This window comes from Clostridium sp. UBA4548, assembly GCF_002387895.1.
Lineage (GTDB): Bacteria > Bacillota > Clostridia > Clostridiales > Clostridiaceae > Clostridium_J.
The window spans coordinates 1-14,084 of record NZ_DGLI01000046.1; the positions used below are offsets into that span (position 1 = coordinate 1).

Sequence of the window (14,084 nt, forward strand, 5' to 3'; positions counted from 1 at the left end):
GTGGTATTCGTTACACAAAAAATCCCCATAGGTCTTATGATAAAACCTATGGGGGCTTCTTTTAATTTCTAACTACAGACATATTTATTTAATATATCTACTTCATTTTCTTTTGAAACATTACTAAAAAAGCTATAGCAATTTTTCCCACTGCGCTTACATTGATACATTGCTACGTCTGCATTTTTAACTAGTTCCTCTAAGCTTTTTCCATGATGAGGAGATAAGCTTATTCCTATGCTACTTGTTATAAAAAGTTCATGTCCATCTATAGAAAAGGGATTTGTAAATACCTTCAATAATTTTTCTGCTACGGTAACAATACTCTCCTCTTTGTTCAACTTTCGAAATAATATAATAAATTCATCTCCACCTAACCTACATACCATATCATATTCTCTCACTGAATTTTTAAGTCTTTTAGCTAAAGCAACTAGAACCTTATCTCCTATGCTATGTCCTAGGGTGTCATTAATAACTTTAAATCCATCTAAATCTAGAAACATCACAGCTACAAACTCCGGCTCATTACTACTTTCTACAAAAATTTCCTTAAAGTAGCTAGAAAGAAGACATCTATTGGGTAATCCTGTAAGAGAATCATAAAATGCAAGCTTCTTAATAGCCTCTTCCTCACTGATATAGTTATTTCTACTTTTAATGATTAAATAAAAAGTAGGAATTACTATAGCTTCAACTAATAATATGTCTAGCATAATTTTTAGTGTACTTGTGCCTATGTTTAAAAGATAATTAACTAAAACTTTTTCACCTATTATTCCTAGGAAAATAACCACTAAAAATTTATAGTTTAAAACATTTTGATAAATCCATTTTTCAACCTTAGAACCCCTTGAAGTGTTGCACTGACACTTGATTTTCCTCATATTTTAGACCCCCAATGAGATGAATTTTGTTGCTTATACTATATATATGCTTTTGATCTAGTTTTTGATTATGCAATTATAAAATTTAATGTGACTGCACTAGATTCTCTTCATTACTCATTTTAAAGTTGGGTCTAATTTGTTTTGGTTCCGCTGCTGAAGGGTTACAATATAAGCTTTGAAGCAAATAAATCCTAGGGAGACATCACGAAATTTTTCACATCCTTGGGTGATTTTAGCTACTATTTTTCATACCCTTCTAAATGACGTTTATGCCAATTCCATGCAGTTTCAATAATCACCTCTAAAGAGTTAAACTTTGGATTCCAGCCTAACTCGTTAATAGCCTTTTGTGAGGACGCAATTAGTATTGCCGGATCCCCTGCTCTTCTTTCTACAACCTGTGCTGGTATTGGATGTCCTGTTACCTTTCTTGTAACTTCTATAACTTCCTTAACTGAAAAACCAGTGCCATTCCCTAAGTTATAAATAGCACTTTTTTCTCCTCTCATAAGTCTTTGAAGTGCTAAACTGTGTGCTGAAGCTAAGTCACTTACATGAATGTAATCTCTTATGCAAGTACCATCCTCAGTTTTATAATCATCTCCAAAGATCATAATTTTTTCCCTTTTTCCCTGAGCTACTTGTAAGATTAGTGGAATTAAGTGGCTTTCTGGACTATGATCTTCTCCAATTTTTCCGTTAATATGTGCTCCAGCAGCATTAAAGTACCTCAATATAGTATGCTTTATCCCATAGGCACTATCACACCACTTAAGAATTTTTTCTACTAATAGCTTGGATTCCCCATAAGCATTAGTTGGGAAAGTCTTATCCCCTTCCACAATGGGTATGTTTTCTGGTTCCCCATAAGTTGCTGCTGTTGAAGAAAACACAATATATTTAACACTGTAATCCTTCATAGCTTCTAGTAAGCTTATGGTTCCATACACATTGTTATTAAAATATCTCAGGGGATTTTCCATACTTTCTCCAACTAAGGAATATGCCGCAAAATCTATTACTGCTTCAATATTGTTTTCACTGAACACCTTATTCAATATACTCCTATCTCTTAAATCTCCTACATAGAGCTTTCCACCTAGAAGTGCACTCCTATGACCCTTTTCTAAATTATCAAGTATTATCACATCTTTTCCTTGTTCTAAAAGTTCAATTACCATGTGACTTCCAATATAACCTGCTCCTCCACAAACTAAAACACTCATTTTTCTTCTCCTTAAGCTATGCTATAATTTCTAATTAACATGTAGCTAATCATTGAAATTTATTCCTTTTAATAGGTTTTACACACCATTAATATATTATTCAAAGCTACCCTAACTTAAGGCGTAGAGGCTCTTAAAGTAAAAACTGTTATACTACATTAAAGTATTAACTTTCTGCAAAATAGTGTAGAAATAAATAGCATTTCCAAAGTATTTTAGTTCTATATATAGCATTGCTTTAGATTACTACACTTAAATATTCTTAATGGAAATACTTTTATCTATTAAGAATGATTGTTAACAGATAAAAGAAAGCACCCTTGGGGAACGAAATTATCCCAAGGATGCTTAATTATATTATTTCTACTTCTTGAATATACCGAAAGGCTTTCCTACTGGTAAGAATACTCTTCCAAAATGATTATTTAAAACTGATGCAGCTGAGCCATAAAACGAAAGAAGTGATATTATTAGCTCAGAGTATGCCGCAAGTTCATGTCCAAATTCTGGTGCAATTCCAAGAGTACTTAAAGTTAAACCTAAAAATAAGAAGTCTATGAAAAAGAAAATTAAAAATAATACTTTATGAGTCTCCATAGCTCCAATTGTCATAAATATAGTAAAGATTAAGTAAGCTAGAAAGGCAAAGCCTAGTTGTTTAGGGTCTGCAGCTTTTGCAAGCTTCTCCCCTAAGACTCCATTTTGAATTAACCAAGTAAAGGCTACTCCAAGCCAAAAGAAGCCATAAGCTCCAAAAGCTGTTGCTCCAAAGGTATTATTATGCTTAAAATCATTTGCTGATGCAAATAGCTGTGCTAAAGCTCCTAAGAATAATGCCCAAGGTATTATTAAAGATACGCCTTGAGTTATTCCAAGCTTTTGAGAAGATGCAACTAATGTAATTACTGCCAGTCCGAAAAGTCCAATAGCTGAAGGATCAGCTGTAACAATTTTAACTTCTTGTGTTTCTTTCACGTTTTTCCTCCAATATCTCATCATTATTTTTTTATATAAGCTTAAATATTAATTCCCTAAAAACAATATCAAATTTTAGGTGATTTTGTCAAATGACTAATAATACCAGTAAAAGTATATCCTATTTTGTTCAACAAACTTGGGATAACTTAAATAAAGTTATGCATCACTCCTACCTTGACTTACTCAAGGCTTTTGTGATGATTAAAATACATTTTCACTATGGAAAACTATAATTAAAAGAACCTCTAAAAAAGCTATGTTTCTCAGAGATTCTTTATTAATATTATTACCCTAACTAGGTATTTATATTTATTATTGTTTTTCTACAGCAAGACTTAAGGTTTCTCCATTGATTTTTACTTCTGTGTAAGCAGCTTCTGCTCCATATACAGTTTCAACAGCTAGAGTATCCTTCATGATAGCTTCTTCAAACTTCTTAATTACAGCTTCTAGCATTTCATTGCCTGTTACATAGATTTTTATCTTATCTGCAACTTCAAAACCGCTTTCTTTTCTCATGTTTTGAATCTTGCTTAGGATTTCTCTTACATGACCTTCTTCTTTTAGCTCTTCAGATATGTGAGTATCTAATACTACTCCCATTTCACCTTCTCCAGCAAAGGCAAAACCTTCAAGTCCTTGCATTGTTACAAGTAGGTTTTCTTTATTTAAATCTATTTCTGTACCATCTACATTAATAGTTACAACCTTGCCGTTATTGATGTTTTGAGCAAGTTCCATTTGGTTCATTGAACCTATTGCTTTTCTGATGCCTGGTATCATCTTACCATAAGCTTTTCCTAGTACTGGTAGATTTGGCTTGATTTCAAAGTTAACATACTTAGAAAGGTCTGCACCAAGTTCTACTGCCTTAATGTTAAGCTCATCTTTAACGATGTCTCCATAGTACTCTGGAAGTTCACTTACAGATACAAGCATTTTTGATAACGGCTGTCTGTTTTTGATGTTAGCAGCATTTCTTGCACCTCTACCAAGTTTAACTATTCTATAAGCCTTATCCATTTCCTCTTCTAAAGTCTTATCAACCTCAGTTTCGTTGTATTCTGGCCACATGCATAGGTGAATACTTTCTGGTGCATTTTCATCAAAAGCAACCACTAGGTTTTGGTAAAGCTCTTCTGTGATAAATGGTATGAATGGAGATGCAACTCTTGAGAAGGTTACAAGAACTCTGTATAGAGTCATGTATGCTCCAATCTTATCTTCAGTTAGCTCTTCTACCCAATATCTTGATCTATTTCTTCTTACATACCAGTTTGAAAGTTCATCTACGAAGTCCTCAAGCTCTTTGGCGCCTTGAGTAATTCTGTAATTTTCTAGATGCCCATCTATATTCTTAACTAAAGTGTTAAGCTTAGACATCATCCATTTATCCATTACATTTTCTGATTTGAAGTTTTGGTATTTCATTGGATCAAAGTTATCTAAATCTGCATATAGCACATAGAAGGAATAAACATTCCATAGAGTTCCTATGAACTTTCTTTGTGCTTCTATAACTGCATCCTCATAGAATCTTGATGGAAGCCATGGGGCTGAAGCAGTATAGAAATACCATCTTAGAGCATCTGCTCCTTCATTATCTAAAACTGTAAATGGAGATAATACATTTCCTTTATGCTTAGACATTTTTAAACCATCTTTATCAAGTACGTGTCCAAGTACTATACAGTTTTCAAATGGATTCTTTTCAAATACTGTTGTTGATATTGCAAGTAGAGTATAGAACCATCCTCTTGTTTGATCCACAGCTTCTGATATAAATTGAGCTGGGAAGTTTGCTTCGAATAGCTCTTTATTTTCAAATGGATAGTGGTATTGTGCAAATGGCATTGAACCTGAGTCAAACCAGCAGTCAATAACCTCATCTACCCTTGTCATTTCCTTTGAACAATGTGGGCAATTTAAGTGCACATTATCGATATATGGTTTGTGCAGCTCTATGCCTTCTGGAACATTGATGCCTTTTTTATGAAGTTCTTCAATGCTGCCTATCATTTCTCTGTGGCCACATTCACATTCCCATATTGGAAGTGGAGTTCCCCAGTATCTGTTTCTTGAAATACCCCAGTCGATAACTCCCTCTAGGAATTTGCCCATTCTTCCTGTTCTAACGTTATCTGGCATCCAGTTGATTTTATCATTGTTTTCAAGCAGCTGATCTCTTACTGAGCTCATTCTTACAAACCAGCTCTCTCTTGGGTAGTAAAGAAGTGGTGTGTCACATCTCCAGCAGTGTGGATATGAGTGTAGGAATTTTTCACTCTTATAAAGAATATTGTTTTCTTTCATGAAAGCTATGATTTTCTCATCAGCCTTTTTAACAAAGATTCCTGCCCATGGCTCTACAGCTGGAACGAATTTACCCTCTGAATCAACTAAGTTTATCATCGGAAGGTTGTATAATTTACCTATTTGGTTATCTTCATCTCCATAAGCTGGTGCAATGTGAACTATACCAGTACCATCTGATAAAGTTACATAATCACCATGAACTACATAGAAAGCCTTTTCTTCTGGAGTCTCAAACTTGAACATTTGCTCATATTCTTTTCCTAAAAGCTCTTCTCCTTTAAACTCAGCTACTACTTCATACTCTCCGTTAAGCTTATTTAAAAGTTGTCTTGAAAGAATTAAAGTTTCACCCTCATGCAGAACTTCTACATAATCATATTTTTTATTCACAGCTAGTGCTACGTTGCTTGGAAGTGTCCAAGGAGTTGTTGTCCAAACTAGTATATATTTATCTTCATTTTTAAGTTTAAACTTAACGTAAACTGAGCTATCCTTAACATCTTTATAACCTTGACCAACCTCATGAGAAGATAAGGTAGTTCCACATCTTGGGCAGTAAGGCATTACCTTATGACCCTTGTAGATTAATTCTTTATTCCACATTTGCTTAAGTGCCCACCATACTGATTCAATATAATCATTATGATAAGTTACATATGGATTATCCATGTCTATCCAATAACCAACTCTTTCAGACATCTCTCTCCACATTTCAACGTAAGAAAAAACACTGTCTTTACACTCTCTAACGAATTTCTCTACCCCGTATTTTTCTATTTCTGGCTTACCAGAAATTCCAAGTTTCTTTTCTATTTCAAGCTCTACTGGAAGTCCATGAGTGTCCCATCCAGCTTTTCTTAAAACCTTATAACCCTTCATCACCTTATATCTTGGGATTATATCCTTCATAACCCTTGTTATAACGTGTCCTATATGAGGCTTACCATTTGCTGTTGGAGGACCATCATAAAAAGTAAAGTATTCACCATCTTCATTCAAATCAAAGTTCTTCTTTATAATGTCTTTTTCTGCCCAAAGCTTTAATATATCATTTTCCATGTCCATAAAACTCTTAGTTGAATCAATTTTCTTATACATAATATTGCTCCTTTCTTACTGGTGTTATTTTCTATTATCTAAGTGCTAATAATTTGCCAATTGCAACTTAATCTAATGATTAACTATGAACCTAAGATTTATACAATGGAGTCTGTATGCACTTACAAAGAATTTCTTATTGATTATGTAGTACTTAAAACTGTTAGTTGTTATAGCAAAGGAAATCTCTAGAAAAATGGTACAATTCTCCCAGACAAGGCCACAGCGGAAAGGTTACTTTCTCCAATACCAATGTGAAGACCTTGGTGAACATCTTAATTTGATGCAAAATAAAAAACTTCGCCCTAAAATAGGACGAAGTTGAATTCGCTATACCACCTATAGTGTTAATGTATAATTTCAAGTACTAACATACTCTATTCTTTAACGCAGAATTACGGATAGACTTACTACTTTCAGTCTTCAGCTCCTAGGTGATTTTCCTTTAAACTTCGCTATGGAGTCACACCAAACCTCCACTCTCTGTAAACTACTTTTAAAGTACTTTTCCTACTCTTAGCTATTAGTTTTTATAAATAATTCATTATTTATATATTGTTTCTATTATTATATTACAAAGTGGTTTTTTTGTCAAAGAAATTTTCACTATTTTCAAAGAATATAAGTAGCTCTACTCAGTAACTTTTATTATGAAGAATGTATTGATTTAAAACACTATTTTACGAAAACTGTGGCTCCATTTGGTATATTATCATAAAGCCACTTAGCCTCATCAACCTTAAGTCTTACACAACCATGAGATGCTGGGGTCCCTAGAGTTGAATCTACTATGTTTTTGCTCCTATCCATTGGTAAGGAATGAAATAAGTAATCTCCCCAAAATTGTACATACCACTTAGCTCCTTGTTGAAATTCCTCACTGAAGAACCAGGTTCCTCTGCCTGTTACCTTGTAAACACCCCTTGGAGTAGGTGCATCTGATCTTCCCGTAGAACTAGTAAAGCTATGAATTAGATTCCAGTTTCCTCTAGAACCTTTAAACACTTCTGTAGTTTGGCTTTGCAAGTTTACATAAATCAAATAAGAATTAGAGCTAGCAAGATTTGTAGTATTGATAAACTCTTGTGAGGTGGCAAAATCCCCTCTATTTAATTTAGTATTAACTACCATAACTGCTGCCTTTTTTCTTTCTTCTTCTTTTCTTTTTTCTTCCGCTATTCGTTTCTCTTCTTCTTTTCTTTTTTCTTCCTCAATTCGCTTCTCTTCTTCAATCCTTTTTACCTCTTCTTTTTTAGCTTTATAATTTTTTAGGGCATCCTCAAAATCTGAATCTCCAGAAAGGTAGTTTGATTTGTCTTCAAGTTTTGCTATTGCAGCTTCAAACTTCCCTTCATCAAAAAGAGCTTTTCCTTCCGTTAAAGTAATGGACTTAATACAACTTAAGGCTTCTTTTTTAGCAATGGATAATTCTTCTAAGTTAGGGTATTGCTTTTCAGTATCTTCAATAACCTTTAATACCTTCTCAAAATCCTTGCCTTCTTTCAGTAAACTATTTATATTTCTTACTACTTCTGTAGTTTCAACTTTATAAAGGGCATCATTTATGGTTTTATCACTAATGAAATTATAGCTTTTTATTTCATTAATTAAATTTAAAACTTTTTCACTAGCTATTTCACTTTTATTGTAACCTTCTAAGTTAGCATTCAACTGCCCATTTAGAAAGGCTATTACTTTTTTAGTGCTACCTAAACTATTGCTTATGGAAGTATTAAGTTTACTTTCATAATACTCCTTAGCTTCTATGTACCTTTCATCAAAAAATAAGTTTTTATAAGTAGTTAAATTACTATTGTTAGTAATAATAACCATGCTTGCAGCAATAACTAGACACATACTAAGCAATGCTACATACTTTATCATATTTCCACGAACTGACTTTGACCTTAAAACCTCTTTATACCTAGTTGTAACTTGCATAAAAACTGCCCTCCCACTTTACAAAAAATACCTCATCCATTCAAATTATATCAAAATTCTGCTTAAGTTTTAACTACAATTTTATTATAAGATAATTTTAAAATATTATTACTACTTTGTAACTTTTAAACAAGGCCTCATTCTCCATTGAATATTTCTTTAATATTAATCCATAATCTAAATATGCAATTACTTTAAATTCAATACTCAAGTTATAGCTTTACCTCACGTTAATTTTTCAAAGCTTTTTAAGAGAATAAAATCGTATTAACCTTAATCCTAAAAAACTATACTTAAGAACCATTAAACTAAAACTCAGTGACCTTCACTAAGAACTTATTTTAATTAATATGAAAGATTGGAGAGATAATCATGAAAATTACTTGGCTTGGCCATTCTTCATTTTTACTAGAGGACTGTAAGGAAAGAAGGCTTTTAACAGACCCCTTTGATGCAACGGTGGGCTATTCCCTGTATAAAGGTTCTGCTGATGTTATAACCATAAGTCACCAGCACTTCGACCATAATAATATTCAACACATAAATCCTGGCTCGAAGATCATTGATAAAGTCGGTTTTTTTAATGAATGTGATATTACCATTCAAGGAATTCCTTCTTATCACGATAAATATAAGGGAGCAAAGCGTGGAGAAAACATAATCTTCATTATAGAAATGGAAGGTTATAAGTTTTGCCACTTAGGAGACCTAGGCCATCTACTTGATCAAAAGGATATTGATTTAATAGGTACTGTTGACGTACTCTTTATACCTGTTGGCGGAAACTATACTATAAATGGTGAAGAGGCTGCGAAAATAGCTAAACAAATTCAAAGCAAAATAGTTATTCCTATGCATTATAAAACTCCTCAATTAAGTTTTTACTTAGACGGGGTGGAAACCTTTTTAACCTTTATGAAAAATGGTGAAAAAGTTAGTGGAAATTCCTTGGAGATTAATGATGAAATATTAGGAGAGAATACTGTAAAAATTTTTACTTTAAACTAACTTATGGTAATTTTTTAGGATTATTTAGATTAATTTATTGTTATATGGAATTTTTTCCATTATAATTTAAGTAATGCAATTTATATTGTTAGTTTTGGGAGTGGGGGGTAAAGAATTGAAAAGTAAACATCTTAAATGTCTATGTGCAGTAACCTTTGCTGTAGGCATATCACTTAAATTAAATACTGGCGTTGCAGTAGCAAACCCAAATGTAAATAATGAGTCAACTTCTCTTAAAGCTAGTAGTGGTGTTATTACTGCTGATGCACTGAATGTCAGATCTTCTGCAAATACATCATCTACAATACTTGGGAAATTATACAAGGGTAATACTGTAACTATCGTTGATACCGTAAATGGTTGGCATAAAATCAACTTTAATAATAGAACAGGCTGGATACATGGAGAGTTTGTACAAACTGCAAAACCTGCAGAAACTCCTTCTGGCAAAGTTGGTACTGTAAACGCTACTGCTTTAAATGTAAGAAGTGGCGCTGGAACTAAGTTCGGCACTTTAGGTTCCTTAAAACAAAATACTAAAATAACTATACTAGAAGCTACTAATGGTTGGTTCAAGATTAGTTATAACGGTTCTACAGGGTATGTAAGTCAAGATTATGTAACACTTGACTCTGGTAGTAGTGATTCTTCTAGACCAAGTCGTGGAGATAGTGGCACTACTTCTCCTCTGCAAAAGTCTGGGACAGTTAATGTTTCAGCCCTTAACTTAAGGACTGGCCCTGGTACTAATTATGGTATTATTAAGTCTTTATATTCAGGTAGTAAGCTAGAAGTTTTAGAGGAAATTAGTGGTTGGTATAAGGTAAGCTATAGTGGAAATACAGGATATGTATCTAAAGAATTTGTTACTGTAGATAGTAACACTCAAGCTCCAACGCCAACACCACCACCTTCTAATGTAGAGAAACCTACTACTCCGCCTGTAATTGAGGCTCCAGTAGTTCAAGGCAAAGTTGCTATAATTTCAGCAGATGTCTTAAATGTGAGAAGTGGTGCAGGAACAAATTATAGTAAAATTGAAGTGGCTAGATACGGAAATAAGTTCCCTATACTTGCTCACTCAAATGGTTGGTATAAAATATCAATTAATAATAAGGAAGGTTGGGTCCATGGAGATTACATTAAAGTAACTAACGCTACGGATGTTAACACTCCATTAGTAAGAGAAACCCCTGTTATTGAAAGCAGATACTCCGGTGAGGACATTGTGGCTGAAGCTGAAAAGTATTTAGGCGTTCCTTATCTTTGGGGTGGTTTTACTCCTATGGGATTTGATTGTTCAGGACTTACTCAATACGTATACAGAAAGCTTGGTGTTCAACTTGAAAGAACAAGCTATTATCAAGTTCATCAAGGGATTACTGTAAGTAAAGAGGACCTTAAACCTGGAGACTTATTATTTTTCACTACTGATGATGCTAGGCCTGATTCAGTTTCCCATGTAGCTATTTACAAAGGAAATGATTTATTTATTCAAGCACCTAAACCTGGAGATGTAGTGAGAGTTTCCAACCTAAACTCTGCATATTATAGAAATACCTACTATATTGCTAAACGTATTATTAAATAATGGACAAGCCACTTCACCAGACTGTCCATTATTATGATTTATAATTAATTAAGCTAAAACAGCGAAATATTCAGGTCATATTGAAATATTTCATAATACCTAAAATATTTGAGTATAAAAACAACCTTAATTGATAAGAATATAATTATAATTAAGGTTAACCAAATATGAAAAATTGATTTTTCGCTTTATTTTTTTATTCAGGAGGAAGTTAAATGAAAACAGGTACAGTTAAATGGTTTAATGCTGAAAAAGGATTTGGATTTTTATCGGTTGAAGGAGAAGAAGATGTATTCGTACATTTCTCTGCTATATCAGGTGATGGCTACAAATCTTTAGAAGAAGGTCAAAGAGTTCAATTTGACGTAGTTGAAGGTGCTAGAGGTCCTCAAGCATCTAACGTTTCAAAAATTTAATAATAAAAAAATATTACACCTTTCAATTTGAAAGGTGTTTTATATATCTTTTCATTATAAAATCTTCTTAGGAAGATTTTTTTCTTTGATTTTTTTCTTTTTTGTAGTTTTTCACTTCATACATCTTCTCATCTGCTTCATGAATTAATTCTTCTAAATTCTTACTTGAATCCGTTACTTCTATGATTCCGTAGCTAAAATCCAATTTTATATCCCCTATAGTTTCATGACTATAAACCTCCCGCACTTCTTCAATGATCTTAACAGCACTCTTTCCATCTCCATGAGGAATAAAAACTATAAACTCGTCTCCCGCCATTCTTCCATAGATGTAAGAAGAATTCATTTTTTTTTGCAATATGTTTGATATTAACATTAAGGCTTTATCTCCTGATTTATGCCCATAGGCATCATTAATTCTCTTAAAATTATCCAAATCAATAAATATTAATGTAGACTTTTTACATTTATTTTTTGACATTTCTAGGTGGTAACTTAGAAGATATTCTAGGTATCTTCTATTGTAGAGCCCTGTAAGCACATCATAATTAGCTTGGTATCTTAAATCATCCTGTATTAAGAATACCCTTAGTACTAGTTTAAGTTCATTAATTATATATTTTAAATACTTTATATCATCTTCTGAAAAAATAGCACCCTTTTCAGTACTATCTAAATTAATTACCCCTATAACTCTGTCATTTATAGAAATGGGACAACTTAAGGTACAGCAAATATCTAGAGCCTCTGTATCCTGAAAAATTTTGTGTTTTTCAAAATTCAGTATGTTCTTATTAAATTTTGCTGGATTTTTTATTACTGCAATGCCTTTAAACTGGTTTTTTGCGTATAAAAACACTTCCTCTTTTCTTAATGTAATTTCCTTAAGTTCCTCAGAATATCCTACTAAAGCTTCATAATGAAACAGCTTATCTTTTGCTTCCATTAGTATGCTTCCCTTAGACGCTTTAGGTAACATATCAATAGCCGCTCTTAGAATAAGCTTATACACTTGTTCCTTATCTACAGCTTCTATAACCTTTTCTCTTAAATCATATAATATATCTTTTGTATTATTTAAATATGCAATCTTATTTTTGTGTAACTTCATAGTTATCAATTGTATCCCAATTAGTATAAAACATATTAGCAATAGTCTATCCTTTATACTCACCCAACCCATAAGCACCACCTCTAAAGTCCATTATATCTAGTATAATATATACTTTCAATTAAATTTCCTATTTATTTAGAATAAATATGCTTTCCTAAAGGAAAACTAACTTAAGCAGGTTACTTCCTTTAAATTTTACTCTAAATCAAAAGTTGGATTAAAATAAGACCATTTTTTCCATGTGAAAAGTAACCTATATTTTTTATTACGGAGGAATGTTATGTTAGGTAAAATAATTGATATTAATAATACTGATGCCTTTGTGGAACTCATGGATGGAACAACTATGGATGTGTCCATTAATCGGCTTCCTTCAAATTCTAGGGTAGGTGATAGGGTAGACATAAACATGACTAAACCCTTAAATATGTTAAATGATAAAATGATAGACTTTTTTTAAGTGCTAAATAAATTTTTTCATGAATTCTTTTAAATCTTATACTTATTATCAAAGGCCCCTTGGAAAATTCAGTAAAATTCTATGGAATCATTGCATTACACCCATGAATATACTAAAATATAATTAGAGTTGAAATTTATTTTGACTAAATTTAATATGTGCTAGGGGTGCCGTTGGCTGAGAGATGATTATATTCATTAACCCTTTTACCTGATCTGGTTAATACCAGCGTAGGGAAGCGTTTAAGATAAAAAGATTAACCGTATTCCTAGGAATATGGTTTTTTTAGTTTAAACACTCCTATAGCACTAAACTGGGAGGAATTTTTATGTCATTTACAGAAAATCTTAAAGAAATTTTATCAAACAAAACCACTATTATTACTCTCATCGGAGTACTTATAATGATGGTATCTTTCACTAGAATTAAAAAGGTTAAACTTACTTCTAGACTTATGGCCCACATTGGTCTTGCCCTTGCTTTATCTACAGTATTACAGTTTTTTAAATTATTTGAGTTACCTTATGGTGGAAGTGCTACCTTAGGAAGTATGCTGCCTATAATCGTTATATCTCTATTATATGGTCCAACGGTAGGTGTACTAACTGGCTTTCTATACGGGTTAGTTAACTTTGTTATAGGACCAGCTTATATACTTCACCCAATTCAGGTCTTATTCGATTATTCACTTCCTTTCATGGCAATAGGTCTTGCAGGTGTACTAAAGAATAATAGAATTCTTGCAGTAATCTTTGCCTTCCTTTGCAGATTTGTATTCCACTTCATTTCTGGAGTAGTATTCTTTGGAGATTATGCAAAAGAAGGAATGTCACCAATTTTATATTCCTTCCTATACAATGGTGGGTATTTGTTAGCAGATTGCCTGATTTGTGTAGCAATTATTTCAGTGGTTAAAATTGATTTAATATTAAAGAAAACCAACGGTTTCAACAATGCCGCTTAATAGATAATTTCAAAGATTATTTTTCAGTTAAAGATGCTGTGTTTTAATTAAACCTATAAAACATATAAAAAATGAAACTATA

General features: G+C 32.6%; 11 protein-coding genes, 1 riboswitch and 1 other annotated feature. Of the genes, 5 read left to right on the forward strand and 6 right to left on the reverse strand.

Going from position 1 to position 14,084, the window contains the following annotated elements:
- Positions 1-68: 68 nt before the first annotated feature.
- From B3040_RS17145 to B3040_RS17165, 5 genes are all read right to left on the reverse strand, one after another.
- Complete coding sequence (locus B3040_RS17145; RefSeq protein WP_291576030.1) at positions 69-887, reverse strand: GGDEF domain-containing protein; 819 nt, start codon at positions 885-887, stop codon at positions 69-71.
- A gap of 242 nt (positions 888-1,129) precedes the next feature.
- The gene (galE, locus tag B3040_RS17150) at positions 1,130-2,116 is read right to left on the reverse strand and encodes a UDP-glucose 4-epimerase GalE (RefSeq protein ID WP_291576032.1); all 987 of its coding nucleotides are present in this window, start codon (positions 2,114-2,116) and stop codon (positions 1,130-1,132) included.
- A 363-nt stretch (positions 2,117-2,479) separates the two neighbouring features.
- Positions 2,480-3,091 carry an acetate uptake transporter gene (locus B3040_RS17155; protein WP_291576034.1) on the reverse strand — a complete coding sequence of 204 codons (612 nt, stop codon included), beginning with the start codon at positions 3,089-3,091 and terminating at the stop codon, positions 2,480-2,482.
- A 315-nt stretch (positions 3,092-3,406) separates the two neighbouring features.
- The gene (gene ileS / locus B3040_RS17160; RefSeq protein WP_291576036.1) at positions 3,407-6,508 is read right to left on the reverse strand and encodes an isoleucine--tRNA ligase; all 3,102 of its coding nucleotides are present in this window, start codon (positions 6,506-6,508) and stop codon (positions 3,407-3,409) included.
- 308 nt (positions 6,509-6,816) lie between these two features.
- Positions 6,817-7,035, reverse strand: a binding site (T-box leader).
- A gap of 148 nt (positions 7,036-7,183) precedes the next feature.
- The gene (locus B3040_RS17165) at positions 7,184-8,449 is read right to left on the reverse strand and encodes a L,D-transpeptidase (RefSeq protein ID WP_291576039.1); all 1,266 of its coding nucleotides are present in this window, start codon (positions 8,447-8,449) and stop codon (positions 7,184-7,186) included.
- Positions 8,450-8,821: 372 nt separating this feature from the next.
- On the opposite strand from B3040_RS17165, the gene B3040_RS17170 reads away from it, so the two are divergent.
- The 3 genes from B3040_RS17170 to B3040_RS17180 all read left to right on the forward strand — a co-directional run bounded on the left by B3040_RS17170 (position 8,822) and on the right by B3040_RS17180 (position 11,464).
- On the forward strand, positions 8,822-9,457 hold the full coding sequence (locus B3040_RS17170; RefSeq protein ID WP_291576040.1) for an MBL fold metallo-hydrolase: 636 nt from the start codon (positions 8,822-8,824) through the stop codon (positions 9,455-9,457).
- A gap of 115 nt (positions 9,458-9,572) precedes the next feature.
- A complete protein-coding gene (locus B3040_RS17175; protein ID WP_291576042.1) occupies positions 9,573-11,048 on the forward strand; it encodes a C40 family peptidase in 1,476 nt (491 codons plus the stop codon).
- Between the two features lie 215 nt (positions 11,049-11,263).
- Positions 11,264-11,464: a cold-shock protein gene (locus tag B3040_RS17180; RefSeq protein WP_291576044.1), complete on the forward strand. Its 201-nt coding sequence runs from the start codon at positions 11,264-11,266 to the stop codon at positions 11,462-11,464.
- A gap of 67 nt (positions 11,465-11,531) precedes the next feature.
- Here the strand turns inward: B3040_RS17180 and B3040_RS17185 are convergent, their stop codons facing one another.
- A complete protein-coding gene (locus B3040_RS17185) occupies positions 11,532-12,647 on the reverse strand; it encodes a sensor domain-containing diguanylate cyclase (RefSeq protein ID WP_291576046.1) in 1,116 nt (371 codons plus the stop codon).
- A gap of 211 nt (positions 12,648-12,858) precedes the next feature.
- Here B3040_RS17185 and B3040_RS17190 point away from each other — a divergent pair, with 211 nt between their 5' ends.
- Positions 12,859-13,038 carry a hypothetical protein gene (locus tag B3040_RS17190; protein ID WP_291576048.1) on the forward strand — a complete coding sequence of 60 codons (180 nt, stop codon included), beginning with the start codon at positions 12,859-12,861 and terminating at the stop codon, positions 13,036-13,038.
- A gap of 153 nt (positions 13,039-13,191) precedes the next feature.
- Positions 13,192-13,292, forward strand: a riboswitch (TPP riboswitch).
- Positions 13,293-13,366: 74 nt separating this feature from the next.
- Entirely contained in the window at positions 13,367-14,002 is a 636-nt protein-coding gene (thiT, locus tag B3040_RS17195) for an energy-coupled thiamine transporter ThiT (protein ID WP_291576050.1), read from the forward strand.
- The last annotated feature ends 82 nt before the right edge of the window (positions 14,003-14,084 follow it).

Excerpts from the sequence above, each read along its gene's own strand:
- B3040_RS17185 (WP_291576046.1), bottom strand. The coding sequence starts at position 12,647 with ATGGGTTGGGTGAGTATAAAGGATAGACTATTGCTAATATGTTTTATA.
- B3040_RS17190 (WP_291576048.1), top strand. The coding sequence starts at position 12,859 with ATGTTAGGTAAAATAATTGATATTAATAATACTGATGCCTTTGTGGAA.
- thiT (WP_291576050.1), top strand. The coding sequence starts at position 13,367 with ATGTCATTTACAGAAAATCTTAAAGAAATTTTATCAAACAAAACCACT.
- B3040_RS17170 (WP_291576040.1), top strand. The coding sequence starts at position 8,822 with ATGAAAATTACTTGGCTTGGCCATTCTTCATTTTTACTAGAGGACTGT.
- ileS (WP_291576036.1), bottom strand. The coding sequence starts at position 6,508 with ATGTATAAGAAAATTGATTCAACTAAGAGTTTTATGGACATGGAAAAT.
- B3040_RS17165 (WP_291576039.1), bottom strand. The coding sequence starts at position 8,449 with ATGCAAGTTACAACTAGGTATAAAGAGGTTTTAAGGTCAAAGTCAGTT.
- B3040_RS17145 (WP_291576030.1), bottom strand. The coding sequence starts at position 887 with ATGAGGAAAATCAAGTGTCAGTGCAACACTTCAAGGGGTTCTAAGGTT.
- B3040_RS17180 (WP_291576044.1), top strand. The coding sequence starts at position 11,264 with ATGAAAACAGGTACAGTTAAATGGTTTAATGCTGAAAAAGGATTTGGA.
- galE (WP_291576032.1), bottom strand. The coding sequence starts at position 2,116 with ATGAGTGTTTTAGTTTGTGGAGGAGCAGGTTATATTGGAAGTCACATG.